Consider the following 26,045-nt stretch of genomic DNA (forward strand, 5'->3'; position numbering starts at 1 on the left):
CCCCGTGCCTTGCAAGCGAGCGTTAACAAAACGTTAACATCCACAATGTGGAGGCGGTGAAAGCTGTCAAAGCGTCACCGCAGCCCAGTTTCCGTCCCGTTTCTGGAATCCGATCATGCGGCGGCCATTCGGCAATTTGTCGCCGAGTCGCACGACATAGACGTAACCCTCGTAGACCATCAGCCCGCGATCGCCGTCGCTGAAGAGGATCTGGAAATTCGGCGACTGCATCATCGCGGCGTCGACCTCGGCGCCGGTCACAGTCGGGGCGATCGCTGCGATCTCCGACGAAGGCTCCTTCGCTCCACGCATGTAGTAGAGCGATGCCGCGGCGGCTGTAACGAAAAGCAGCAGGCCGCCTGCCAAAGGCAACAGGCGGCGCTTGAAACGTGTCGGGTTCGGTTGAGAGGCGGCAACACTCAAGGTCAACTTCCTGATTCGCTGTATTTTCCGAACGGATCCGGTCACAGGTGGAAAGCGACTGATCTCTCCGGCCGATAAAAGTGCCGGATATCTTGCCAAATCTACCTAGTGGAACCGTTCCGTACTTCAAGCCGAGAAGTCACTTGCTTCTCCGACTCGACAGCATGCCCACTCGCCGATTTCAGGGACATATGCCCATCGGCGTTTCCACATCTTTTGCGTGCCGTGCGACAATAGCATGTCGCCGGATGATTTCTCAGCTCCCGACGCCCGCAACTGACAGGCGCCGAGAGCGAAGACCAATCGCTTAGCTCTTTCTGATGTCGATCAGTTTCAGCCAGGGCTGAAGGTGAAAGGCGCCCATCAGCAGATACATGGCGGTCATTCCGCCGATCACTGTTTGTCCGGCGTCGCCGCACAGCATCGAATCGGCACCGGCGGTTCCCATGTTCGAAAGAACGGCCATCAGGGCGAAGGTGGGGGCGGCGGCAAGCGCCAACCCCGCCGCTATCAAACGGGCGAGGGAGGGCGCCCGCCCGTCGCGCTCACCGGAGCGGGCGCCGAAGCTCATGGCTTCGCGCTCGTGTCGGAAGCGCGCATAGCGGCCTCGCCGGCATCCGATACTTCGACCCATCTCTTGTCGGGGGCAGCGCCTTCGACGTAGCTGTCGTTCCAGTTCCACCACTTGTAGGCCGGGGTCTGCGGATAGCCGGCCGGCGAATCCTCCCACACTTCCTGTCGGCCGAGCGGGGTGATGTCGAGATAGTTCCAGGTGCCGCCCATCTGTTCGTCGCCGCGGCTGTTGACGAGGTAGGTGCGAAACAGCTGTTCGCCGTCGCGGAAGAAAACATTGTGGCCGTGCCACTCGCCCACGTCGAAATCGGCATCGAAGCTGTCGGTGATGGTGTACCAGGGCATGGTCCAGCCCATCCGCGCCTTCAGCTTGATAATGTCCGCCTGCGGGGCGCGCGAGGCAAAGACCAGGGTCGTGTCGCGGGCGTTGAGGTGCGACAGATGCGCGACCTGGTCGGCGACCATCGAGCAGCCTCGGCAGCCGTGATCGGGCCAGCCGTGCACGCCCGGTTCGTAGAAGGCGCGGTAGACGATCAACTGGCGCCGACCGGCAAAAAGATCAAGCAGGCTCGCCTTGCCGTCGGGGCCCTCGAACACGTAGTTCTTGGTCACGGCCATCCAGGGCATCCGCCGACGCTCGGCGGCCAACGCATCGCGGGCGCGGGTGTGCGCCTTTTCCTTTACCAGCATTTCCTGTCGGGCTGCTTCCCATTCCTGCGCCGAAACCACCGCCGGCTTCTGCATCGTCGGCTCGGCGTCCGCGCGTCCGGGCTCGCGTTTGTCGATTGTCTGGGTCATGGTGCTGTGTCTCCTCGTTTCAGCAAAGCTTCTCAACGCAAGGCCGATGCCTTGCAGTCCTGGAGAGCTTGACACCGCAAGAGGGCAAGCGGGAGTAACAAGTGTGGCGGTGTTTTCGAGCCGGAACCGCTGCGACTGGACAGCGGCGCGGGAGTTCGCCGATCAAGCTCCTTTTTAGTTGTCGCTGTTGTAATTCCTCGAAGTTGAGCGAGTATGCTTGTCGCAACCACGCGCGGGAGGGAGGCATGCATTTCGTTTCGGATGCGGTTGGCGGGTACAAGGTCTTTGCCGTGTCGGGGGTCAATACGGTTTCGTTCGCGATCGACTATCGCAACGCCGACACCACCGGGCTTCTCGGTTCTGCAGTCGAGAGGCATGATCCCGCGGAAGGTGAGCGGTACTACATGTACGGCTTCAAGGTCTTCGAGACGGTGATCTCCCATCCCAACGAGGATACCGTCGTCCTGACCTACGACCATCCCGTCCAGAGTTTCGTCTGGGACGACTTCACGGCCAAGCCCGGTCGGCGTTACGACTATTACTTCCATCCGCTGACGGGTATGGCGAAGAACATCAGCCGGTCAGCACCTGCCATCAGAATCGGTATCAAAACCGAACCACTCTTCAGTGAGGAGACGCACGACGTTTTCTTCAACCGCGGTGTCGCGAGCAGCCAGGCCTACCGACGCCGTTTCGGAAACAAGCCGCCGGATAAGCTGGAAACGCCCGAAAAGACGCGCGAGGCGCTGCAATGGTTGAGCCGGGACCTCGACGAAGCGCTGCTGCGTTTCATCGACGAGGCGGAAGCCGGCGACACCCTGCTCGGCTGCTTCTATGAATTCAGGTATCGCCCCGTCGTGGAAAGGCTGAAGGCTGCCTTCGAGCGCGGCGTGGACGTGAGGCTCGTGCTCGACGCGAAGGAAAATGCCTTACCGACAAGAAGGGCAAGTTCCACGAGAGCTTTCCGCGCGAGGAAAACAAAGAACTAGTTCGCGCCGTAGGGCTTCCGAAGGCGACGATCGCACGGTGGCGGCAGAACAATCCAGCCGACATACAACGCAACAAGTTCATGGTGCTGCTCCCCAAGGATGAGGGCCGAAAGCCGCAGGTCTGGACCGGCTCGACGAACCTCTCGATGGGCGGGGTGCATGGCCAGACCAATGTCGGGCATTGGGTCCGCGACGCCGATCTCGCCAAGGCGTTCGAAAGCTATTGGAAATTGCTCGCCGGCGATCCCGGCGCGGCAAAGACCGACAATGGTGCCGCGAGCAGGGCAAAGCGAAAAGCCTTCCGCAAGGCGGTCGCCGACCTCGCCGAAGTGCCGCAGGCGCCCGCGGATATTCCAGGCGGCGTGACCCCCGATCTTCAGTCCGCGTGCCGGAAGCGCTGTCCTTGATATGTATGTGAAGGCGCTGGACGAGGCTCGCTCCTATGGCGGTGTGACGCTCGCCTTCGGGATCAACGACCGCTTCAAGCAGGCGTTTCTCGACAACAGCGCCCAGTCCGGCGCACATCCGGTCCTCTTCCTCCTCTTGGAAAAGCGCGACCAGCCGAAGGCCAAGGCAAAGAAGCCGTTCATTCCGCTCACGGCGCGACAGAACGTCTATCAGGCCTGGGGCTCCTATCTGCGCGACCCGGTCTATCAGTGGGCGCGGGAAACCAATGCGCGGGCGCTCGGGCTCAACACTCACGTCGCGTACGTGCATTCGAAGTTTCTGCTGGCTGATCCCCTGGGCGCGGATCCGATGGTCGTTACCGGTTCGGCGAACTTCTCGGACGCGTCGACCAACGACAACGACGAGAACATGCTGCTCATCCGCGGCGATCGGCGCGCCGCCGACATCTACTTCACGGAGTTCAACCGGCTGTTCAACCACTATTATTTCCGCTCTGTCCGAGAGACGACGGCAAAGAAGAAGTCCGACCGGGACAAGGCAGCGCGTGTCGGGACGTCCGAGGGCGCCGGGGCCAGTCTGTTCCTCGATGAAACGGGCGAGTGGCTGAAGAAGTACGAGCCCGGCAAGTTGCGAGCCAAGCGCGTTCAGGTCTTCATCGACATGGCGCAGCCGGAAAACCTCCCGCCGATCTAGATAGGCATCATCGATAGGCTGCGAACCCGCGATCGCGCCGCCACGGTGTCGTTTGCTATGCTCCCTGTTGTTGATCGCAATCGGCTGGCGCGCGTGCGGGAACGTGCGTGTCATGCGCTGGGGATTTCGGTAGCCTCGGCTGGTCGAGGGGCGCCACCTGTGTCAAAACATAACCCCTAAATTATGATTGGCACCCCATATTTCATTTTTACATCACCGTTTGGCATGGCAAGCTGACAACCATCAAATTGACAGTCGTTTGCGACGAGGATGCGGGCTCGGGAGTGGCCGGCATCTCAGGGAGGAAAAATGAAGCGGATGATTCTGGCTGCGGTTGCGGCTTTGGCGATGAGCGGTGCTGCCTATGCCGACACGATCAAGATCGGTGTCGTCGGACCGTTCTCCGGCCCCTTCGCGCTGCAGGGCAAGAACTTCAAGGCTGGCATCGACGCCTATATGGCGCTGAACGGCAGCAAGGTCGGCGACGACGATATCGAGATCATCTACCGCGACGTGCCACAGGCCGATCCCGCCCAGTCGAAGGCGCTGGCGCAGGAGCTGGTGGTCAAGGAAGGCGTGCAGTATCTCGCCGGCTTCTACTTCACCCCGGATGCCATGGCGGTCACACCGCTGCTCACCCAGGCGAACGTGCCGCTCGTCATCATGAATGCGGCGACCTCGGCGATCGTCACCAAGAGCCCGCTCGTCGTGCGCACCTCGTTCACCACCTGGCAGACCTCGACGCCGATCGCCAAGGTTGCCAAGGACGCGGGCGTTTCCAAGGTCATCTCCGTCGTCAGCGACTACGGCCCGGGCGTCGATGCCGAAAACGCCTTCAAGGCAGGCTTCGAAGCGGCCGGCGGGCAAGTGGTCGAAGCGATCCGCATGCCGCTCGCAACCAACGACTTCTCGCCGATCATGCAGCGCATCAAGGATTCCGGTGCCGAGGGCGTCTTTGCCTTCTTGCCGTCCGGCCCGACGACGCTCGGCTTCGTCAAGGCTTTCAAAGAAAACGGCCTTAAGGACGGCGGCATCAAGTTCTTTGCCCCCGGCGACCTGACGCAGGAATCCGATTTGCCTGCTCTCGGCGAGGCCGCGCTTGGCATCCAGACGACGTTCCACTATGCGGTGTCGCACGACTCGCCGGAGAACAAGGCTTTCGTCGAGGCTGCGAGCAAGGCGATCGGCAACCCGGCCGAACTCTCCTTCCCGTCTGTCGGCGCCTATGACGGCATGCATGTGATCTACAAGATGATCGAGGCGACCGGCGGCGAGCAGGATGCGGCAAAGGCCGTGGAAGCCGTCAAAGGCCTTTCCTGGGTAAGCCCGCGCGGTCCGGTGACGATCGATCCGGAATCGCGCCACATCACCCAGAACATCTATCTGCGCGAAGTCGCCAAGGCCGATGACGGCACCTATTACAACAAGGAAATCCAGACCTTCGAGAAGCAGGGAGACCCCGGCCTCGCTGCGCTGAAGTAGTCGACTTCGGCGGGTGCTGAGCGCCCACCGACACCGATGGCGCGTTGACCGGTTGCTTTTGAGCGACCGGCGCGCCTGCGGCGCCGCGAATGCTGGCGCCTGACTGCCGCTCCGCGCATAGTATGCGCACCGAATCCGGCGCAGCCAAATTTGGAAGAAAGGGCAACGGATAGCCCCATGCAAACCGTCCTCAGCATTGCGATCGACGCCCTTGCCTACGGCATGGTGCTCTTCGTCATCTCCATCGGCCTTTCGGTCACCATGGGCTTGATGCGCGTGGTCAATCTCGCGCACGGCGCCTTTGCCATGATCGGCGGCTACATCGCCTCCTACGCGGCCCGCGATCTCGGTCTTGCCTATGGCTTTGCCGTGCTGCTCGCGATCTTCGGCACCATCATCATCGCCGTGCCGATCGAGCGGCTGCTCTACCGGCGGATCTACGGCGCACCGGAACTGACGCAGGTGCTGATGACCATCGGCATTACGTTCTGCATCATCGGCATTGCCAATTATGTCTTCGGCCCGACGCTGAAGACGGTGCCGCTGCCTGGCGAACTGCAGGGCTCGGTCGATCTCGGTTTCCGGGCGATCGCCACGCATCGCATCTTTGCGATCGTCTGCGGCCTCGCGGTTGCAGCCGGCCTCTGGTACGCGATCGAAAAGACCGCCTTCGGCGTCAAGCTGCGGGCCTCGGTTGACAACGCGGCAATGGCGGCTGCCCTCGGGGTGCGCACGGAAATCGTCTATGCGGTGAGCTTTGCTGTCGCCGTCGGACTTGCCGCCTTCGGCGGCGTGGTCGGCGCCGAACTTCTGCCGGTCGAACCCTATTATGCGCTGCGCTACATGGTGACATTCCTCGTGGTCGTCTCCGTCGGCGGTGCCGGCTCGATCCCGGGCGCGCTCGTCGCCTGCCTGCTGCTCGGCGCGATCGATACGACCGGCCGTTATCTCATGCCGGAATTCGGCGAATTCTTCTTCTATCTGGCCGTGATCGCGATCATCTGCGTCTTCCCGCGCGGGCTCGCCGGGAGGGCCAAGGGATGACCATGACGACGACGAACGACTTGCTCGCGACCGCTCCCGTGCGCCGACGGTTCGGCGGCGGCGACCTCATCGGACTGGCGGTGATCCTGCTGGTCGCGGTGATCGGGTACTTCCTCTTCCCCAACAATCTGGCGCTCCTGACCCGGATCATCGCCGCCGCGCTTCTGGTGTTGTCGCTGGACCTTGTCACCGGTTACTGCGGTGTCGCGACGCTCGGGCACGCGGCCCTCTTCGGCGCCGGCGCCTATGCGGCCGGCATCGCCTCGGCGCATTACGGCATCAACGATCCGCTGGCGATGCTCTCTTTCGGCATCGTCGCCGGAGCGGTCGCCGGGCTTGTCTGCGGGGTCGTCATCCTGCGCGCCCATGGGCTACCGCAATTGGTGCTGTCGATCGCGCTCATCCATCTCTTCCACGAATTTGCCAACAAGGCTTCGTCGTGGACCGGCGGCAGCGACGGGCTTTCCGGCATTGCGCCGACGGCGCTTCTCGGCCTCTACGAGTTCGACCTCTGGGGCCGTACGGTCTATGTCTTCGGCGTCGCTCTGCTTGCTATTGTCTTCGTCGTGCTGCGGCTGATCGTGCGCTCGCCCTTCGGCATGCTGTGCCGCGGCATCAAGGAAGATCCGATCCGCATCCGCTCGATGGGGGCGTCGCCGAAGATCGCGCTGACCAAGATGTACGTCATATCCGGTGCCGTTGCCGGCGTCGGCGGCGCGCTGAATGCGATCTCCACCCAGGTCGTCGGGCTCGACAGCCTCTCCTTCACCATGTCGGCCGAAAGCTTGGTCATGCTGGTGCTCGGCGGTACCGGCTCGCTCTTCGGCGCGCTCACGGGCACTGTCGTCTTCATGTTCTTTGAGGACGTCGTCTCAGCCGCCAATCCCTTCCACTGGCTGACGATGGTCGGCGCGCTTTTGATCGCCGTCGTACTCTTCGCGCCGAAGGGCATCTATGGCACCGCGGCTGCGTTCTTCGCCCGCCGCAAGGAGGCACGGTGATGCAGCCGATCTTTGAAGTCCGCAGTCTGAAACGCGCCTTCGGTGGGCTTGCGGTCACCAATGACGTCAGCCTCAGCATGGCGCCGGGCGACCGGGTCGCGCTGATCGGGCCGAACGGCGCCGGCAAGACGACCTTCGTCAATCTCGTGACCGGCAATCTCAAACCGGATTCAGGCGAGGTGCGCATTGACGGTGAGGCCGTGACCGGTGTCGACGCCATCGGCCGGGTGCGGCGCGGGCTTGTGCGCTCGTTCCAGGTGACGCGGCTCTTTGCCGACATGACGCCTTGCGAGCATGTCGCGCTTGCCGTCCTGCAACGCACCGGCCGCGCCGGTCGCCTGTTCGGCAATTTTCTCGGCATGCCCGATGTCATGGCCGAGGTGGAAGACCTTCTCGGCAAGCTCGGGCTTCGGGAACTGATGCATTGCAAGGTTAGCGAGATCGCCTACGGTCAGCAACGCTTGCTGGAAATCGCCGTTGCGCTGGCGCTGAAGCCGCGGGTGCTGCTGCTCGACGAGCCCGCCGCCGGCGTGCCGCAGAGCGACACCGGTCGCATCGAGCAGGCGCTCGCCGACCTGCCGGCCGATCTCGCCGTTTTGATGATCGAGCACGACATGGATCTCGTCTTTCGCTTTGCCAAGCGCGTGGTTGTACTGGCCGCCGGCGCGATCATCTTCGACGGTTCGCCGTCCGACGTGACGAAGGATCCGCGCGTGCGGGAAGCCTATCTGGGGAGCTATGCCAATGCCAGCCACGCCGCTTGAGGTGGAAAACCTGTCCGCCGGCTATGGGCCGACGCGGGTGCTCGAAGGCGTATCCTTTGCCGTCCCGGCGGGCGCCCGCCTAGCCGTGCTCGGTCGCAACGGCATGGGCAAGACGACGTTGCTTGCGACGCTTGCCGGCCAGACGCGGCGCTATGACGGCCGCATCCGCATGGGCGGGACGGACGTAACCGCGTTGCCAAGCGCTGCGCGCGCCATGCAGGGCCTCGGCTTCGTGCCGCAGGCGCGCTGCGTCTTCCCGACGTTGACCGTCGAGGAGAACCTGTTCGTCGGCCTCAAGAGCCGACCGAAAAGCGCGATCCGGGAAGCCTACGACATGTTTCCGCGTCTCTTCGAGCGCCGGCGCAATCTCGGCAGTCAGCTTTCCGGCGGCGAACAGCAGATGCTGTCAACGGCACGCTCCATCCTCGGCCGTCCGTCGATCCTGCTGCTCGACGAACCTTTGGAGGGCCTGGCGCCTGTCATCTGCGAAGAACTGATGAAGGCGTTTGCCGAACTGGCAAAGACCGGCGACATGACGATCGTGCTCGTCGAACAACGCATCCAGAGCGCGCTCGACTTTGCCGACCGGGTGATCGTGCTCGAACGCGGCCGGATCGCATGGTCCGGAACGCCGGACGCGCTGGCGGGAGATCACGACGCCGTCGAACGGTTGCTCGGCGTCGGCGGGCTCCACTGACCGCGCGACTGATTTCGCCCGGTCACTTTCGCTCGTTCACTTGGGCTCCCGCCTTGACGTATCGAGGCGGGAGCGTTCCCTTTCGTAGTAGCGCGCGAGCGGCGGCAGGGCGCTCTTCAACTGGTCGAACACCACGTCATGCACCCGAAGCGTGCCGTCATACTTGGCCTGCACGAAGGCCTGATGGCGTTCGAGCGCTTCTTTCTTCGCGCCGACGGCGACAGTGAAGACCGGCGATACGGCGCTGCGGCCCTTGACGGTGATGCGATCGAGTTCGGCGACCGGGAAGGTCTTTTCGACGAGACGCGCGGTCTCCTCACCGAGGAGCAGGGAGATGCCGTAGTCCTTCGATGCGCCTTCGAGGCGGGAGGCCAGATTGACGGCGTCGCCAAGGGCCGAATAGTCGAAGCGCTGGTGCGAGCCCATGTTGCCGACGACGCATTCGCCGGTATTGATGCCGATGCCGATCCTCAGGGTTTGGGCCGATCGGCGGTCCCGTTTTGCCTCATCCTCGAGTTCCCGGTTCACCCGTTCCAGCCGCGCAAGCATATCGAGCGCCGCCCCGACGGCGTGCACGGCATGGTCGGGATCGTCGAGCGGTGCGTTCCAGAAGGCCATGAGGCAATCGCCGATATATTTGTCGATGGTGCCGCCCTGTTCGAGCACGGCTTCCGAAAGCGGCGTCAGCAGCCGGTTGACCAGCGCCGTCAATCGCTCCGGATCCTCCTTCATTTCCTCGGCAATGGTCGTAAAGCCCCGGATGTCGCAAAAGAGGATCGACAGCGTGCGCCGTTCGCCGCCGAGCCTGAGGTGCGACGGGTCCTTCGCCAAACGCTCGACAAGGGCAGGGGAGAGGTACTGCTGGAAGGCGCGGGTGATTTCTCGGCGCTTCCTGCGCTCCTCCGCATAGTCGAGCCCGGCCTGGCCGGCAGTCACGGCAAGGAACGCAAGCCCGGGCCCAAGCGGCGACAGGAAGACGTGCCCAAGGCGCATCGCGGCATAGCTGGCGGCGACGATGAGGCCGATGGCGACGGCGCCATAGGCAAGAGTGCGCCAGCCGGTCGTGCGTAGCACCGAGAAGGCCGCCAGCATCGCAGCCAGCGCAATGGCTGCAACCACATAGGGCCTCGCGGCGCGCTGTATGAAAAGCTCATGGGCCAGATTGTCGTAGATGGTCGCCTGCATCTCGACGCCCGAAACGAGCTTGTTCGAATGCACGGTGTCCGATGTGGTGAAGGCATCGGCCCCGCCTTCGGCGATCGATGGCGCATTCTGCAGGCTGAGACCGACGAGCACGACGCGGTCCTCGAACATGCCTTCGGGCAGGAAATTGTCGGGGTCGAGCGCCTGGTAATAGGAGACGGTGGGATAGGTCCGCGCCGGTCCGAAGACCTGGATCAGCGCGTCCTTTGGCGGTGCGTGCGATTTCGCACCGGCAATTGCCGCGAGCACCGCGGCAAAGCCGTCCGGGTAGTCGGGAACGGCACGCAACGTTCCGTCACCGCTGAGGCTGACGGAGGCGATCCCGGTCCAGGCGCCCTTTGCGATGAAGCGGGCGAGCGGCTCGGTGCGCACGAACTGGTCGGCCTGAGGCGCCTCCACCAGCGTCTGGTCGCCGGCAAGAACCACGTCCGCGCCGAGCGCCTTTTCCAACGCCTCGTCGTTGGCGGGATCGGCCGAAGGCTCGGCAAAAATCACGTCGATTCCGATCGCGCGGGCGCCGGCCTTGCGCAGCGCCTCGATGAGGCGCGCATGCAGGGCGCGCGGCCAGGGCCACTGGCGACCGATTTCGGCCATCGACGGTTCGTCGATCGCGACGATGATCGGGCTGTCCTCGGGCAGCGGCGGGCCGTCGATGGTCGACAGGTAGTCGAAGCTGCGCAACTCGTTCAGCCGCCAGGCATTGGTCAAGGTCGCCAGCGACAGCGCAATGGCGACGAACACCGCGAGCGCGAGAAGCTTCAGCCGCCGTTGCAGGAAACGGGGGCTGTCCCATTGTCCGGACCGACCACTCGATGCCTGCACCGTGACGCGCTCCTCCATCAGAACCGCACTTTGATCGTGCCCTTGAACGTTCGTCCCCAGCCGGGCAGGCCATTGCGCACTTCGAAGTCTTCATCGAGCAGATTGAAGGCCGCCAGATCGACCTCGATCTGCTTGTCGAACGGCTCCCACTGCAAGGCCGCGTCGAGTGTCCAGAAATCGTCGAGGTCTTTTCCACCACCGGGTCGCGCGCCGACATAGTTGGCAGCAACGGTCGTCTTGACGTTCGCCGTGCTGACCCAGGTCAGCGCCGCCTGAGCGGTGTTTTCGGGCACGAACAGCAGTTCTCCCGGCTGGTTGCCGGTGTGCTCCTTGACGTCGGCTTCCGTGTGGGCCGCAGTCAGCGAGAGGCCGAAGCCGTGGCCAATGGCGAAGTTCGCCGTTGCGGCAACCCGGTCGAGCCCGACCTTGGCATAGGCCAGGCTGGTGGTGGAAAGCGGAATGTCGAGCGCGAGCTGCCGCACCTCCTGGTGCTGGTAGTCGAGTGCGGTGAAAAACCAGCTGTTCCATTCCGCGTCCCAACGCAATGCCAGCGTATCGGCATAGCCTTCGGCGCCGAAGCGCAACTGGTTCGGCTGCAGCCCGACGATGCCGATCGGCGCAAGGGTGGCCACGTCGAAGTTGAGACCGTCGCGCATGGCGGCCGCGCGCAGCCAATGCCCTTCAGCCGGCGCCCAGGCGATGCCAATTTTCGGCTCTAGCCTGACATCGCCATCGTTGACGCCTTCGATGTAGCGCGCAAAGAGGGCGCCTTCCGTCTTCAGGTCGGGCGTGATTTCGTAGATCGTGTCGATATAGGCCTTCGCGACGGTCTGTGTCGCGGACGTCGAACCGGACGCGATGACGGGCGCATTGCTGCTGCCGGTGCTGACGCCCAGCGGGTCAAAAATGTCGAACGCGCTCGATGACTTTACCACGCCGCCTTCGACGCCGTAGCGCCAGGTGAAATCGCCGTCACCGTAAAGGTGATTGATGGCGGCGATATATGTTCTCTGCTTGTCCTCGCTTCGGCTGGTGGCAAGGTCCGGAAAGCGCGGGTCCGTGAGCCGGATCCGCTCGTTTTCCGTGGTATTCTGATCGGAGAAGAAGAACGCGGCATTGGCGATGTTGCGGTATCCGAAGGTATGGCTCCACGCCACGCCCGAGAGTAGCCGCGAGGAATCGTCGTCGCTCAGCCCGTCGAGCTTCAGAGGGGCCGCGCGGGGATCCGGGATATCGAAAATGCTGCGTTTATCATCAAGATCGCCGTAGTTGGCATAGGCCACGACCCTGTCATCCGGCGTCGGGGAGGCCGTCACATAGCCATTGCCGCCAAGCAGGCGTGCTTCACGCTCGACCGCCAGGCCATTGCCGATATCGATCGTATCGCGCGGCTTCTCCCAATGCAGATTGCCGTAGACGCTGATCGGGAAGGGCGAGAACGTCAGTCCGCGCAGTTCCGCTTCGCCGATTCCGCCCTCATGGTCGCTGTCGGCGATGATGCCGCCTGCGACCGCGGCCTCGAAAAACGGCCGCTGGACGAGATTGGCCGTGCGCTCGCGGCTTGCCAGCATGTGCGGCTCGATCAGCAGCCCCTGGAAGAAGGCGGAGAAGCTTTGCGGATTGGCGGTGTTGACGACGGGGCTGCCATCGAAATCATAGGTGTTGAACAGCGGATTGACGCTGCCGCGGATCGCCTGGTCGACATAGCTCGATCCCGTGAACGGATCGAAGACCACATCGCCGTAATATTGCCCCCAGGCGTTCAGCCCCTGCAGGCGGAAGGCGTCGTTGAGCGTCGATCCGGCATCCTGATTGGCGCCGAGCGGCGCGCTTTCGCCGCCGCGTGCCCGGGTGCGTCGCATGATTTCTTGCGCATAGCGGATCGCCGCATCGGAATCGTATTCGTCGATCGCAATCGCGGTGCGCACGGTTGAGACAACGGGATCGTTCGGGTCGAGCCGGTCGGCGTTGTCGAGAGCCTGCGCCGCCGGGATACGGTCGCCCTTTTCATAGTGCGCCGCCGACAGCAGTAATTGCGCGTTGGAATAGGCGGGGTTGGCGGTGGAACCGGCCAAGAGGTCGTCGAGCGCCTTATCCAGGTCGCCGTTCTGCAAATGGTATCGCCCGCGTGCGACCAGCACGAGGTCGAAGGAGGGGTCGATCGCGAGTGCCGTATCGATCTCGCGCTTTGCTTCCGCAAGCCGCATTTCATCGAGGTACTGATAAGCCAGGTTGGCATGGTAGAGCGGATCGGCCGGATCGAGTTCCACGGCCTTCCGGAATGCTCTCTCGGCGCCGCGATTGTCGCCCCGCTCGCTTTTTGCCAGGCCCACCCAGTTCCAGAGGGAGGGGTCGCCCGGCGTGATTTCCAGGGCCCGCTCAAGATCCGTCAGCGCGCCCTCCCGGTCGTTTTCAATGAGCAAACGATACTTGGCGCGCGATTCCAGCGCGGTCGGATCATCAGGGTCGTTCGCAAGCGCCTTTTCGATACCAGCGCGCGTTTCGTCTCGATCGTCGAGCAGCATCGCGAATTGCGCCCGGGCCGCTGGAAGGAACGGATCGTCCGGATATCGCCGTTCCGCCTTCTTGATCGTGTCGATCGCTGCTCGAATGTCGGTGCGAAAGCCCGCGGTCCAGGCGGCAGCGAAGGCGCCATAGGCACCCGTTGCCTGAGACGGTGGCTCCTCGATCCGGTCCGGGTCGGCGAGAGCGCGTGCAAAATAGCCGCCGAAGGCCGCAACGGAGCGGCGGTCGGCGTCAAGCCCCGGGGCTGCCTTTTCGAACAGCTGTGCCGCATCGCCGTAGCGGCTTTCGGAACCGGCAATCAGCGCTTCGACGAGGTAGGCGCGTGCGGCTTGAGACCGGTTGAGGCTGAGGCGTCGGGCCTGTTGAAGGGCGGCCGTGGCCTGGGACCGCCCGTCGAACCGCAGCTGGATTTCGGCCAGCGTCAGCCAGTCTTCGGCCGAGCGCGACGATTCCGGCCGGGCTTCGATCCGATCGCGCGCATTGCGCATGTCGCGCACCTTGAGCGGGGTTGACGGCATCAGGGCAAAGGCGTCGCGCAAGGACAGATGGAAGAGCATCTGCTCGCGGTCCTTCGGCGTCACGATCACGATCTTGGCCGGCGCCTTCCCGATCGCGGCAACGGCGCCTTCGCCCTGCTTCACCGTGACGCTGCCGAGGTCGTTGCTGAGTTCGACCACGCCCTCGAGCACGGTCAGCGAAGTTGTGTCGCCGGCAACCGTCAGGGTCCAATCGGTGCCGCGAATGGCAGCCGTTGCCGACGGCGTATCGATCGTGAGGCCCTGGCCGCCCCGTTCCGCCCGTGCCCAGATCGTACCAGACTGCAATTCGAGATTGGTATCGCTGCCCGTACCCATGCGCTTGACGCGCAACGCCGTGTTGCGGCCGAGCCGGATCTGGGTGTGGTCGGAGAAAAGCACCGCCAGCGCCCCGGTCGCATTGGTGCGCAAGATATCGCCGGACAAGAGGTCCTGTGCGAGATCGACGAAGCGCCAGCTCGAAACGTCGACGAAGCGAACCTCCTCGCCGGATTTGCGGGCAATTACCGATCCGGCTACGGGTGGGGTTCGCTGAACCGGTTCAGCCAAGCCTGCGCCTGGACAGAGGATAGCCACTGTCGCAAGCAGTCCCCGAAGCCGTTGCCGCCCCATCTTCGTTCCTGTCTCCGCCCCACGTAGATTCAGTGAATTTCGATCAGGTTAAAGTCAATTGAATTCGAATATCCTTAATTGCTTTCCAAGCAATGCAGATTGTTCGGGAGGCAAATCTGTAACACCAGGCGGACAGCGACGCTGCCATCGCCTGCCGTTGCTTGGTGGCGAACGGATTCTTCACTGTTGCACGCGAGTGTGTCGTCCCCGAACCTGCCGTCGGCTTCCCTCGGTGGCTGGCGCGTCTGCTGGGGACGCAGGGCTTGCTCTCCAAGCTCTCGAGCCTGGATGTCTCGGGAAGGGCGCTGACCGCAAACCCCGGTGCCGCGCGACGCAATTCGCGCGGGGAAAAAGCAGGTGGCCGCGGGAGAGGCCGAGGCCGTTACGAACGCCTGTTCGAAGTTCTGACAGAAGGTGCGCGCCTGCCGGGGCTCACTTGCGCTGAAGCTGGAGCGTCGCCTACACCGCGGCGCGCACCCGTTCCCAGGCATTCATAAGGTGCCGACCGAGAACTTCGGAAAGCTTTGCCTTGTCGCGGGCTTCGAGCGCGACGATCATTTCCTCATGCTCGGCAACGGCCGCTGCCCATTTCTCGGGCCCCTCGTGGCCGATGAAGCGAATGCGCTTCAGCCGCGTCTGCAAGATCGCATGCATGTCCGCCAAGGCGGCGTTTGCCGCCAGTTGGGCGATGGCCGAATGGATCTGCTGGTTGAGCTTGTAGTATTGCAGCCGGTCCCCGGCCTTGTATCGCGCGACCATCTCGTCGTGGAGCGCGCGAACTTCTGCGATGCCGGCGTCGCTGGCGGCTTCACAAGCGAGCTTGCCGGCAAGCTCTTCCAGCGTCTGCAAAACCGTCAGCATGTCTTGCACGTCCTTGGCGCTGAAGCGCTTGACGACGGCGCCGCGGCTCGGAACGAGCTCCACGAGCCCTTCGCTTGCCAGATACTTGATGGCTTCGCGCAGCGGCGTGCGCGAGACGCCGAGCTGCTCGCCGAGCTGACCTTCATGAAGCCGCGTGCCGGGCGAGAGATCACCCTCGATGATCATGTCGCGCAGATGCGTGACCAGCGTGTCGTGCAGCGCAGTGCGGCGGATCGGGCCGGGACCGCCCTCGGGGCGTTTCTCCAGAGAGGTAATTTCGTTCATCGTTTCGCTTCTGCATCTGGCGACTGAAGTGTCGGCCGTCTGTTCCCGTTCGCGCCAATTGAATCAGCGCTGTCTCATTAAAGCATGGAGACGGCCCCCGATATCGTCAACAGAAAATGCTGCATACAGAATACAAAAGACTTGATGCAGAATTTTGAATAACGTATGACGGCTCTCGAAAGATTGAAGTGGAGGACATCTCTCATGACGACCAACGGTGTAGCCGCTACCGGCGCGCGTCCTGTCATCGCGCTCGCTATGGGCGATCCGGCCGGCATCAGCCCGGAGCTCACGGCAAAGCTGCTGGCGCTTTCCGATATTCGTGAGGCTGCCCACATCATCACGATCGGCGATCGTCGCATCCTCGATGAAGGCGCCCGCATTGCCGGCGTCACGCTCGACCTTGCATCCTCGACCCTGGAGGGCCTCGACGCCGTCGGGACCGAGCGCCACGTGTTCGTCGACCTTGGCCATCTCGATCCGGCCGACGTCGTTCGCGGCGAGGCGACGCTTGCGGGCGGCACCTTTGCGACCCGCAACTTTCGCGTAGCGCTCGAGCTGGCGCATGCCGGCAAGGCGGAAGCAGTCTGCTTCACGCCCTTCAACAAGAAGGCGATGCGCTTTGCCTATCCGGGCTACGACGACGAGATCCGTTTCGTCTCCGACGTTCTCAACTTCACGGGCAAGGTCCGGGAATTCAACGTTCTCGAGAAGGTCTGGAACGCCCGCGTCACCTCGCACATTCCGATCAAGGAAGTGGCCGACAACCTGTCGGTCGAGGCGATCCTTGCCGAGCTCGAGCTGACCCAGAGCTGCCTCAAGGAAGCCGGTTACAGCGAGGCGAAGATTGCTGTTGCCGGGCTCAACCCGCACGCCGGAGACGGCGGCAGCTTCGGCATGGAAGAGATCGACATCATCGAGCCGGCCGTCGAAAAGGCTAAGGCGCGCGGCTTCAACGTCGACGGCCCGTTCCCGGCTGACACAGTCTTCGGCCGCGCCCTGAAGGAAGGCTACAACGCCGTCATGACCATGTACCACGACCAGGGCCAGATCGCGATGAAGCTGATCGGCTTCGACAAGGGCGTGACCATGATGGGCGGCCTGCCGTTCCCGCTCTGCACCCCGGCTCACGGCACTGCCTACGACATCGCCGGCAAGGGCATTGCCGACGTTGGCGCCAGCCGCGAAGCGCTGCTTCTGGCGGTGCGCATGGCGAAGAAAAAGGCGGCTCTCAAGGCTGCTGCCTGATTTCGCACGCTTTCAAGCAATAACGGCGCAGGAGGAGGTCTTGCGCCGCAGAACCACAAAAACGGGAGGACCCGCATGAAGAATACCGTATCCATCGCATGCATCATGGCAGCCGTTTTCGGCGTTGCCGCTCCGGCCGCCGCTTTCGAGCCCGACCGTCCGGTTGAATTCGTCGTCACCGCCGGCCCCGGCGGCGGCACCGACATCTTTGCCCGCACGATCCAGGCGATCATCGGCAAGTACGAGCTGATGAAGGCTCCGGTCGTCGTCACCAACAAGGGCAGCGCCGGCGGCGCCGAAGGTTTCGTCTACACGGCGACCAACAAGGGCGATGCCTACAAGCTCACCTTCGGCACGAACAACGCCTACCTCCTGCCGGTCCGCGCCAAGGTTCCCTACAAGATCGAAGACCTGACCCCGGTTGCAGCGCTTGCCTCCGACGAGTTCATTCTCTGGGTCAACGGCAAGGCGTCCTACAACACCGCAGCCGACTTTGCCGCCAAGGCGAAGGAAGGCGGCCTGAAGATCGGCGGCAGCCAGTCGAAGGACGTTGACCAGATCTTGACCTCGATGATCAACGAGGCGACCGGCGCGACGATCAACTACATCCCGTTCAAGAGCGGCGGCGAAGCAGCCGTCCAGCTCGCCGGCGAGCACCTCGACGCCAACGTCAACAACCCGAGCGAAAACCTCGGTCAGTGGCAGGCCGGCATGGTCAAGCCGCTTTGCGTCTTCAAAAGCGTCAAGCTCACCAACGACGCCAAGGTTGCTGGCGACAAGGGCTGGAGCGACATTCCGACCTGCAAGGAATCGGGCATCGCCATCGACAACTACTCCATGCCGCGCACCGTCTGGCTGCCGGCTGGCGTTGACCAGGATGTGGTCAAGTTCTATGCCGACCTGATGCGCAAGGTTTCGGAAACGCCGGAATGGGCGAAGTACCTGACCGACACGTCGCAGTCGCCCGCCTACATCGCCGGCGAAGACTTCAAGGCCGCCATCGAGATGGATGGCGCCGCTGTCGGCGAAGTGCTGAAGCGCGAAGGTTGGCTCGCCAACTAACAGGCGACGATCGGGACGGGTGCCATCCGGCGCCCGTCATTCGCTTTGAAAGGTCACGATCATGAGCGAGAACGGTGCGAATGGGGTCTCCCGCTTCGCGGTTGAGCTTGGTGTTGCCGCGCTGACCGGCGCCTTCGGTGCTGCGGTCTGCTACGGATCTCTCGATATCGGCGCGGGCTGGACGGAATTCGGTCCCGAAGCCGGCTATTTTCCCTTCTATGTCGGCCTTCTGATCCTTCTCGGAAGCGTCGCCAATGCGATCCACGCCCTTGTCAAACATCGCGGGTCCGGCGAGATCTTCATCGACGGCCACCGCGCCAAGGTGGTGACGTCGTTCCTGCTGCCGCTGGTCGCCTTTGCCGGCGTATCCGCCTGGCTCGGCCTCTATGTCGGCACGGCGCTCTATATCGCCGGAACCATGCTCTTCCAGGGGCGCTACAAATGGTGGATCGCGTTGCCGTCGGGTATCGCCGTTTCGCTGTTTTTCTTCATCATTTTCGAGTTCGGTTTCAAGGTTCCGCTGCTCAAGGGACCGATCGAGGCCTGGTTCGGGATCTATTGATCCCGACCGCCCAAGGGCATGTCGGGCAAGCGCGCACGGCGCTCTTACGCTAACGACAAGCAAGAAAATCAAAGACTTAAAGCGCAGGCAGCGGGCCTCAAGGATCGTGACGCGCTTTAAGCCCCGGGAGGAATGACATGGAAAATATCGGTCTTCTGATCGATGGCTTCGGACACATCCTCAGCTGGAACCATATCCTGCTGATGATGATCGGCGTCACGCTCGGCATTCTGGTCGGCGTGCTGCCCGGCCTCGGCGCGCCGAACGGCGTTTCGCTGCTCTTGCCGCTGACGTTCTCGATGGATCCCATCTCCGCCATCATCCTGCTCTCCTGCATGTACTGGGGCGCGCTCTTTGGCGGATCGACCACATCGATCCTGTTCAACATTCCCGGCGAACCCTCGTCGGTGGCGACCACGTTCGACGGCTACCCGATGGCCAAGGCCGGGCAGGCGAGCCGGGCACTGACGCTCGCCTTCGTTTCTGCCGGCATCGGCGCGCTCGCCGGCGTCGTGATGATCACGCTGCTTTCCGGTTGGGTCGCGAACTTCGCGTTGCGCTTCTCGTCGCCGGAATATTTCGCGGTCTATTTCCTCGCTTTTGCAAGCTTCATCTCGATGGGCGCGCAATCGCCCTTCAAGACGCTCGTCTCGATGATGCTCGGCTTTGCCCTTGCATGCGTGGGCATGGACACGATCTCCGGCGACCTGCGCCTGACCTTCGATATCCCGACCCTGATCAAGGGCGTCAGTTTCCTGATCGCGGTCATGGGTCTCTTCGGTATCGGCGAACTGCTGCTGACGACGGAAGAAGGTCTGCGCTTCGAAGGCATCAAGGCGCGCGTCAAGCTCGTCGAGATCGGTCGCACGCTGGTCGAGATCCCGCGCTACTGGTTCACGATCCTGCGCTCGACGATCATCGGCATCTGGATGGGCATCACGCCCGCCGGCCCGACCGCCGCGTCGTTCATGAGCTACGGCGTTGCCCGCCGCTCGGCCCGTGACAAGTCGAAGTTCGGCAAGGGCGACCCGCGCGGCGTCGTCGCACCCGAAACCGCCGACCATTCGGCCGGCACCTCGGCGCTTCTGCCGATGTTGGCGCTCGGCGTTCCCGGCTCGGCAACGGCTGCCGTCATGATGGGCGGCCTGATGATCTGGGGCCTGACCCCCGGCCCGATGCTCTTTACCGAGCGGCCGGACTTCGTCTGGGGCCTGATCGCGTCCATGTATCTCGGTAACGTCGTCGCCGTGTTCCTGGTGATCGCCACCGTGCCGCTCTACGCCTCGATCCTGCGCGTGCCCTTTGCGATCATCGGCCCGATCATCGTCGCCGTCATCTTCTCCGGCGCCTATCAGGTGGCAAACTCGGTCTCCGACATCTTCATGGTCATCGGTTTCGGTCTGCTCGGCTATGTCTTCAAGAAGCTCGACTACCCGCTTGCGCCGCTGGTTCTGGCCATGGTGCTCGGCGACAAGGCTGAGGACGCCTTCCGCCAGTCGATGCTTCTTTCCGGCGGCACGCTCTCCATCTTCTGGTCAAACCCGCTGGTTTCCTCTCTGATGGCGCTTGCTCTTGCCCTTCTGCTGTCGCCGCTGGTCTTCGGGCTGATCGGCCTGGTCCGCAAGCGCAGCCAAGATGCGGCTCCCCCGCATGGCGACGGCAGCGCGGCGGCTTGACGGAGCCGCCGCACCCCAAACGAGCGCATCGGAAAAACGCGGCGCGGGCCCCCTTCGGGACTGCGTCGCAAGAATGAGTGAGGAAAACCATGGCGAACCCATCGCGCAAATGGACCCGTGAAACCTGGCCGATCGCGGCCGCGATGATCCAGTATCCGAACTTGGCTGTCGATGGCAGCTCCGTTCAGGATCAGTCGGTCGAACAATGGGCAGAAACGCTCGCCGATGTCGTCGACGCCGGCTTCACCGAACTCGACCCGACCGACAGCTGGATCCGGCTCGCCGATCTGTCGGCCTCGCGCCGGGATGACTTCGTCAAGCTGACGCGAGACCTCGGCCTTTCCATGCCGGCGATCTCGACGGCGCGTCGTAGCGTCATCGATCCCGAGCATGGCGACGAATATCTCGCCTATGGGCATCGGGTCATCGACACGGCTGCGGCGATCGGCGCGGGCTCGGTCTCCTTCGGCCTCTTCGGACCCTTGACCGACGCCCAGAAGAAGGCGCTCTGGTTCTGGACCGTCGATGGCGTCAAGAACCCGGAAGATCCGGCAATCTGGCAGAAGGCGGTTCAGCGCATCCGCGAACTCGGTCGCCATGCCGAGGAACTCGGCATCGAGCTCGCGCTCGAAATGTACGAGGACACCTATATCGGCTCGGCCGACAGCGCCGTGCGATTCGTCACCGATGTCGGCCTGCCGAACGTCGGCATCAATGCCGATCTCGGCAATCTCGTGCGCCTTCACCGCCCGGTCGAGCACTGGCAGCCAATGATGGCAAAGGTTGCACCCTTCGCCAAATACTGGCACGTCAAGAATTACTACCGCACCGAGGATGAGACCTCGGGTCTGGTGGTTACTCATCCGGCGCCGCTGGAATTCGGCGTCATCAACTATCGGGCGGCGATCCGCATGGCCTTGGCGCATGGCTTCGACAGCCCGTTCCTCTGCGAGCATTACGGTGGCGACGGGCTCTCCGTCAGCGCCGCCAATCGAGACTATCTGAGGCGTATTCTGCCTCGCGACTAAGGGAAGAGACGCGATGACCACAATCTTTGACGCACCGGAAGAATTTGCGACGACCGCGCTTGCCGGATTCAGCTCGATCTACGCGCGCAACGTCCGTCTCGTGAAGGGCGGGGTCGTGCGCTCGACTAAGGTGCCGAAGGGCAAGGTCGCCGTCGTCGTTGGCGGCGGCTCCGGCCACTATCCGGCCTTTGCCGGCTATGTCGGCCCGGGCATGGCGGATGCGGCCGTGGCAGGTGATGTCTTTGCCTCGCCGTCGACTGCGGCCGTTGCCCGCGTCTGCCGAGTGGCCGACCAGGGCGGCGGCGTGTTGCTCGGCTTCGGTAACTATGCCGGCGACGTCTTGAATTTCGGCGTTGCCGCCGAGCGCCTGCGCGCCGAAGGCATCGACGTGCGCATCGTGCCGGTGACGGATGACGTCGCCAGCGCGTCGGCTGAAACGCCTGCCAAGCGCCGCGGCATCGCCGGCGACCTCGTCGTCTTCAAGATCGCTGGCGCCGCTGCAGAAGCGGGCTTCAATCTCGATGAGGTCGAGCGCGTCACCCGTCTTGCCAACGACCGCACCGTCTCCTTCGGCGTTGCTTTCGGCGGCTGCACGCTTCCGGGCGCCAAGGGACCGCTCTTCACCGTTCCGAAGGGCGAGATGGCGCTTGGTCTCGGCATCCACGGCGAGCCGGGCATCCGCGAAGAAAAGATGGTTTCGGCGACAGAGTTCGCCAAGCTGCTCGTTGGCAAGCTGCTTGCCGAGCGGCCGGCCGACGTACGCAAGGTCGCACCGCTTCTGAACGGTCTCGGTTCGACCAAGTATGAAGAACTCTTCGTGCTTTGGGTTGCGATCGAAAAGGAACTGAAGGCGGCTGGCCTCGAAATCGTCGATCCGGAATGCGGCGAATTCGTCACCAGCCTCGACATGCAGGGCTGCTCGCTGACGCTGATGTGGCTGAATGACGAACTCGAGACCTACTGGCGCGCGGCGTGCGATGCGCCGGCGCTGCGCAAGGGGGCGATCATTGCCACCGAGCCCGCGACGGACACGCTGAAGGATGACGAGGACGCGATTTCCTTCGCGCCGGCTTCCGAGGCTTCCCGTCAGAGCGGCGTGTGCATTGCGCGGCTGATCGGCGAAATGGCCGAAGCGCTGAAGCAGGCGGAAGACGAGCTCGGTCGCATCGACGCCTTTGCCGGTGACGGCGACCACGGACAGGGTATGCGCCGCGGTTCGGCGGCGGCGGACGAAGCGGCAAAAGCTGCTGTGGCAGCCGGCGCAGGTGCCGCCAGCGTGCTGGCGGTGGCGGGCGATGCCTGGGCGGACCGGGCCGGCGGCACGTCGGGTGCGATCTGGGGCCTGCTGCTGCGCGCCTGGAGCAATGCCTTCAACGATGATACAGCCCCGAGCGATGCCGCTGTTGTCGACGGCGCCCGCCGTGCGCTCGATGGCGTGACCCGCCTCGGCCGCGCCCGTATCGGCGACAAGACGCTGGTCGATGCGCTGGTGCCTTTCGTCGAGACCCTCGAGCGCGAGTTTGCCGCCGGAAAGCCGCTGATCGAGGCATGGCAGGCGGCGGCAAAGGCTGCGACCGAAGCGGCCGAAGCCACGTCCAGCCTGACGCCGAAGCTTGGCCGAGCACGGCCGCTCGCCGAAAAGAGCATCGGCCATCCGGACGCTGGCGCCGTTTCGCTGGCGCTGACGGCTCGCGTTGCCGCCGGTGTGCTGGCGCAGGCCGCAAAGGCCTGAGATTAATTGTCTCCTCCGGTCGGGCGGCGTCGCCGCCCGATCGGAAACCTCTCCCGATGTGACCGCCTCCCTCTGCGCCGTTCGGCGCCACCGTCACACGATGTCGCGCCAGAACGCGTTGGCAGAAGGCTCAAGGCCCGCCTTTTCGTGGCTTTTTCAACACTATCTGCAGTCATTGTTGGGGAAACCCGACCAATTTTATCATCTGCTAAAAGCTTGCCACGGAATTGCCCGATCGCGGGCTATGGCTTTGTTTTCCTGCAGCGTGCGCTATGTTTTTGAGTTCGCGTGCCGCCGGTCAAATGGCAATCATTTCTGACGTTCCGAGAAGGAGACAAGAATGAAAAAGAGTTTTGCCGTGAAGGTGTCCGCAGCGTCTCTGGTTCTCGCTGGCGCGATCGCCGCAAACGCAGCTGATCTCGCGACAGTTCAACCGCAGCCTGAGCCCGACACCAGCAATGGCGTCAAGATCGGCTACCTCGACTGCAACATCGCCGGCGGTGTCGGCTATGTGCTTGGGTCGGCCAAGGAAGTCGATTGCGTCTTCCGCTCGACCATGGGCGCCGAAGCGTCCGACCACTATTCGGGCGCCATCCGCAAGATGGGCGTCGATGTCGGCTTCACGACGCAGAGCCGCTTGATCTGGGCCGTGTTCGCCCCGACCGCCGGCTATCACCGCGGCTCGCTCGGCGGCCTCTATCAGGGTGCAACCGCGGAAGCGACCGTCGGCGCCGGTATCGGTGCCAACATCCTCGTCGGCGGCACCTCCGGGTCGATCCACCTGCAGACGATCAGCGTGACCGGCCAAATCGGCCTCAACCTGGCCGCAACCGGCACGTCGATGACGCTGACGGCCGTCAACTAACGTCCGGCGTCGGGCCGCTGCTCCTCCCATGGCTGGCTCGACGGGACGCATATGACAACAAAGGCACCGCACACTCAGACGAGCGTGCGGTGCCTTTGAATTTTGCGCTGTTGCCATCCTCCGATTCGCGGTTAAGGAAGGCCAGCGGGAGTTGGCGCCATAAGAGCGAATGTCGAGGGACCGGATTGAACAGAAGCCTTTGCTTTGGGATGATTGCCTTTTGTTTCGCAAGCGCGCCGCACACCGCCTCGGCCGAATGGCAAGCGGTCGAAAAGGAAGCGCTCTACACCGTCAACGGACAGACGGGCGCGGAACTCTATGCCTCGATCGGCGAGCGCGGCCCCAAGGCTGGTATCGGCAGGGCGATCGCCCACACCAATTTCAAGCTGACCTGGACGCGGAAGTATGAGCAGCAGAGCGGCGCCTGTGTGCTGGCGGTGGCAAAGCCGAAGCTGATCATCACCTACACCCTGCCGAAACCGGCAAAGCCGCTGCCTTCAGGCACGCGCGAGAACTGGGACGTCTTCATCGACGGCGTACGCAAGCACGAGCTCGTACATGGTGACTTCATTAAGGAGATGGTGCGCGCGATCGAGCAGGCAACGTTGGGGCTGACCGTTCCCGACGATCCGAAGTGCCGCAAGATCAGGACAGTCATGACCGAGCGCCTCGGCGCGCTCTCGCAGGCGCAGCGCCAGCGCAGCCGCGACTTCGATCAAGTGGAACTGACGGATGGCGGCAACATTCACCAATTGATCCTGAGGCTGGTGAACGGGCCGTAACTGCCGCGTTCTCAGTTCGAAGAGGCGCCGAACCTCTGCCCGGCGCCGTATCACTCAGGCGTAACGGACCAAAAATTCCTCGGCCGTCAACTCGCGGAAATCGTCGAGTGCGCGGCGCAGGCGCTGGTGGTCCCAATCCCACCAGGAAAGCGCGTCCATGCGCTCGCCGACGCCTTCGTTGAAACGGTCGCGGATGAGCTTCGCCGGAACGCCGCCGACGATGGTGTAGGGCGCGACGTCCTTCGAGACCACCGCACCGGCACCGATGACGGCACCGTTGCCGACGGAGACGCCCGGCAGAATGGTGGCGCCGTGGCCGATCCAGACGTCATGGCCGATCGTCACCCGGTTCGAGCGACGCCAGGCGAAGAGGTCGTGGTCGAGTTCGGTGTCGTCCCAATAGTTCGGCGCACGGTAGGTGAAGTGGTGCAGCGTCGCGCGCCAGGTCGGGTGGTTGGTGGCGTTGATGCGCACGGCAGCGGCGATGTTGACGAACTTGCCGATCGTCGCGCACCAGATAGAGCCGTCCTGCATGATGTAGGAGTAGTCGCCGAACTCGACCTCGTCGAGCCGCGAGCGCTCCTGCACTTCGGTGTAACGCCCGAGCGTCGAATTGTTGACGCTCGCCGTCGGGTGGATAAAGGGCTCGAGCCCGAGCTTCTGGCTCATGCGGCAGCCCTTCTGGGCGAGAAGGCCGAAACGTCGAGGATGCGGTCGGCAACCGCGTCGCGCACTTCTTCGTCGTGGAAGATGCCGATCAGGGCTGTGCCCTTGGTCTTTTTCTCGGCGATCAGTTCGACCACGACCGCCCGGTTCTTCGCATCGAGCGAAGCGGTCGGCTCGTCCAGCAAAAGGATCTTGTGGTCGGTGATGAAGCCGCGGGCGATGTTGACGCGCTGCTGCTCGCCGCCGGAGAAGGTTGCCGGCGGCAGGCTCCAGAGTTCGCGCGGCAGGTTCAGCTTGTTCAGCAGTTCGGCCGCATGGGTGCGGGCCTCTTCGAGCGGCATGCCACGAGCCTGCAGCGGTTCGGCGACGATGTCGAGCGAGGAGACGCGCGGTACGACCCGCAGGAACTGGCTGACATAGCCGAGCGTGGTGCGCCGGACTTCAAGCACGGTGCGCGGCTCGGCGGTTGCGAGGTTCACCAGCTTGCCGTCGTGATCCATCAGGATCTGGCCTTCGTCGACGCCATAATTGCCGTAGAGCATTTTCAGGATCGAGCTCTTGCCGACGCCGGAGGGACCGCCGAGAACGACGCATTCGCCAGCCTTCACAGAGAAGGAGACGTTGGCGACGACCGGCCGGCGAATACCGTCGCGCAGGTGCATGGTGAAGCTTTTTGCGACTTCGGAAACAACGAGAGGAGTTGCCAT

At 63.4% G+C, this 26,045-nt stretch carries 24 protein-coding genes; 16 read left to right on the plus strand and 8 right to left on the minus strand.

Annotation, left to right across the window (positions count from 1 at the left end; all coding sequences use genetic code 11):
• Positions 1-66: 66 nt before the first annotated feature.
• The 3 genes from IB267_RS26410 to IB267_RS26420 all read right to left on the minus strand — a co-directional run bounded on the left by IB267_RS26410 (position 67) and on the right by IB267_RS26420 (position 1,794).
• A complete protein-coding gene (locus tag IB267_RS26410; RefSeq protein WP_192450481.1) occupies positions 67-423 on the minus strand; it encodes a hypothetical protein in 357 nt (118 codons plus the stop codon).
• Between the two features lie 307 nt (positions 424-730).
• Positions 731-994: a hypothetical protein gene (locus IB267_RS26415; RefSeq protein WP_192450482.1), complete on the minus strand. Its 264-nt coding sequence runs from the start codon at positions 992-994 to the stop codon at positions 731-733.
• Positions 991-1,794: a DUF899 domain-containing protein gene (locus IB267_RS26420; protein WP_192450483.1), complete on the minus strand. Its 804-nt coding sequence runs from the start codon at positions 1,792-1,794 to the stop codon at positions 991-993. The genes IB267_RS26415 and IB267_RS26420 overlap by 4 nt, the downstream gene beginning before the upstream one ends.
• 245 nt (positions 1,795-2,039) lie before the next feature.
• Between IB267_RS26420 and IB267_RS26425 the strand changes: the two genes are divergently transcribed.
• The 8 genes from IB267_RS26425 (at position 2,040) to IB267_RS26460 (ending at position 8,872) form a co-directional block, all read left to right on the plus strand.
• Entirely contained in the window at positions 2,040-2,783 is a 744-nt protein-coding gene (locus IB267_RS26425; RefSeq protein ID WP_192450484.1) for a hypothetical protein, read from the plus strand.
• Positions 2,784-2,863: 80 nt separating this feature from the next.
• Complete coding sequence (locus IB267_RS26430; RefSeq protein ID WP_192450485.1) at positions 2,864-3,190, plus strand: hypothetical protein; 327 nt, start codon at positions 2,864-2,866, stop codon at positions 3,188-3,190.
• Between the two features lie 7 nt (positions 3,191-3,197).
• Entirely contained in the window at positions 3,198-3,884 is a 687-nt protein-coding gene (locus IB267_RS26435) for a phospholipase D-like domain-containing protein (protein ID WP_371742645.1), read from the plus strand.
• Positions 3,885-4,193: 309 nt separating this feature from the next.
• Positions 4,194-5,366, plus strand: coding sequence for an ABC transporter substrate-binding protein (locus tag IB267_RS26440; RefSeq protein WP_043614704.1), 1,173 nt, complete (start codon positions 4,194-4,196; stop codon positions 5,364-5,366).
• Positions 5,367-5,543: 177 nt separating this feature from the next.
• Complete coding sequence (locus IB267_RS26445; protein ID WP_192450487.1) at positions 5,544-6,410, plus strand: branched-chain amino acid ABC transporter permease; 867 nt, start codon at positions 5,544-5,546, stop codon at positions 6,408-6,410.
• Complete coding sequence (locus IB267_RS26450) at positions 6,407-7,411, plus strand: branched-chain amino acid ABC transporter permease (RefSeq protein WP_192450488.1); 1,005 nt, start codon at positions 6,407-6,409, stop codon at positions 7,409-7,411. The genes IB267_RS26445 and IB267_RS26450 overlap by 4 nt, the downstream gene beginning before the upstream one ends.
• Positions 7,411-8,175 (plus strand): ABC transporter ATP-binding protein, encoded by a 765-nt coding sequence (locus IB267_RS26455; RefSeq protein WP_192450489.1) that lies wholly within the window; start codon positions 7,411-7,413, stop codon positions 8,173-8,175. Before IB267_RS26450 ends, IB267_RS26455 begins: the two co-directional genes overlap by 1 nt.
• Complete coding sequence (locus IB267_RS26460; protein ID WP_192450490.1) at positions 8,156-8,872, plus strand: ABC transporter ATP-binding protein; 717 nt, start codon at positions 8,156-8,158, stop codon at positions 8,870-8,872. Before IB267_RS26455 ends, IB267_RS26460 begins: the two co-directional genes overlap by 20 nt.
• Positions 8,873-8,908: 36 nt before the next feature.
• Here IB267_RS26460 and IB267_RS26465 read toward each other — a convergent pair whose 3' ends face one another.
• From IB267_RS26465 to IB267_RS26475, 3 genes are all read right to left on the minus strand, one after another.
• The gene (locus tag IB267_RS26465) at positions 8,909-10,915 is read right to left on the minus strand and encodes a CHASE2 domain-containing protein (protein ID WP_192450491.1); all 2,007 of its coding nucleotides are present in this window, start codon (positions 10,913-10,915) and stop codon (positions 8,909-8,911) included.
• Complete coding sequence (locus IB267_RS26470; RefSeq protein WP_192450492.1) at positions 10,915-14,571, minus strand: FecR domain-containing protein; 3,657 nt, start codon at positions 14,569-14,571, stop codon at positions 10,915-10,917. The genes IB267_RS26465 and IB267_RS26470 overlap by 1 nt, the downstream gene beginning before the upstream one ends.
• Before the next feature lie 459 nt (positions 14,572-15,030).
• Complete coding sequence (locus tag IB267_RS26475) at positions 15,031-15,717, minus strand: GntR family transcriptional regulator (protein ID WP_192443894.1); 687 nt, start codon at positions 15,715-15,717, stop codon at positions 15,031-15,033.
• Between the two features lie 204 nt (positions 15,718-15,921).
• Here IB267_RS26475 and IB267_RS26480 point away from each other — a divergent pair, with 204 nt between their 5' ends.
• The 8 genes from IB267_RS26480 (at position 15,922) to IB267_RS26515 (ending at position 24,672) form a co-directional block, all read left to right on the plus strand.
• Positions 15,922-16,965 carry a 4-hydroxythreonine-4-phosphate dehydrogenase PdxA gene (locus IB267_RS26480; protein ID WP_127890821.1) on the plus strand — a complete coding sequence of 348 codons (1,044 nt, stop codon included), beginning with the start codon at positions 15,922-15,924 and terminating at the stop codon, positions 16,963-16,965.
• Between the two features lie 75 nt (positions 16,966-17,040).
• Positions 17,041-18,027 carry a tripartite tricarboxylate transporter substrate binding protein gene (locus IB267_RS26485; RefSeq protein ID WP_192450493.1) on the plus strand — a complete coding sequence of 329 codons (987 nt, stop codon included), beginning with the start codon at positions 17,041-17,043 and terminating at the stop codon, positions 18,025-18,027.
• Positions 18,028-18,088: 61 nt separating this feature from the next.
• A complete protein-coding gene (locus IB267_RS26490) occupies positions 18,089-18,589 on the plus strand; it encodes a tripartite tricarboxylate transporter TctB family protein (protein ID WP_043614681.1) in 501 nt (166 codons plus the stop codon).
• Positions 18,590-18,726: 137 nt separating this feature from the next.
• A complete protein-coding gene (locus IB267_RS26495) occupies positions 18,727-20,265 on the plus strand; it encodes a tripartite tricarboxylate transporter permease (RefSeq protein WP_192450494.1) in 1,539 nt (512 codons plus the stop codon).
• Between the two features lie 89 nt (positions 20,266-20,354).
• Complete coding sequence (locus IB267_RS26500) at positions 20,355-21,293, plus strand: sugar phosphate isomerase/epimerase (protein ID WP_192450495.1); 939 nt, start codon at positions 20,355-20,357, stop codon at positions 21,291-21,293.
• A 13-nt stretch (positions 21,294-21,306) separates the two neighbouring features.
• Positions 21,307-23,025 (plus strand): dihydroxyacetone kinase family protein, encoded by a 1,719-nt coding sequence (locus IB267_RS26505; protein ID WP_192450496.1) that lies wholly within the window; start codon positions 21,307-21,309, stop codon positions 23,023-23,025.
• A gap of 340 nt (positions 23,026-23,365) precedes the next feature.
• The gene (locus IB267_RS26510; protein ID WP_034800084.1) at positions 23,366-23,890 is read left to right on the plus strand and encodes a DUF992 domain-containing protein; all 525 of its coding nucleotides are present in this window, start codon (positions 23,366-23,368) and stop codon (positions 23,888-23,890) included.
• Between the two features lie 209 nt (positions 23,891-24,099).
• On the plus strand, positions 24,100-24,672 hold the full coding sequence (locus IB267_RS26515) for a DUF922 domain-containing Zn-dependent protease (protein ID WP_192450497.1): 573 nt from the start codon (positions 24,100-24,102) through the stop codon (positions 24,670-24,672).
• A gap of 54 nt (positions 24,673-24,726) precedes the next feature.
• Here the strand turns inward: IB267_RS26515 and IB267_RS26520 are convergent, their stop codons facing one another.
• Positions 24,727-25,341 carry a DapH/DapD/GlmU-related protein gene (locus tag IB267_RS26520; protein WP_192450498.1) on the minus strand — a complete coding sequence of 205 codons (615 nt, stop codon included), beginning with the start codon at positions 25,339-25,341 and terminating at the stop codon, positions 24,727-24,729.
• Positions 25,338-26,045, minus strand: coding sequence for a phosphonate C-P lyase system protein PhnL (gene phnL, locus IB267_RS26525; RefSeq protein ID WP_192450499.1), 708 nt, complete (start codon positions 26,043-26,045; stop codon positions 25,338-25,340). The genes IB267_RS26520 and phnL overlap by 4 nt, the downstream gene beginning before the upstream one ends.

It is taken from the genome of Ensifer sp. ENS09 (assembly GCF_014852425.1).
Taxonomy (GTDB): domain Bacteria; phylum Pseudomonadota; class Alphaproteobacteria; order Rhizobiales; family Rhizobiaceae; genus Ensifer.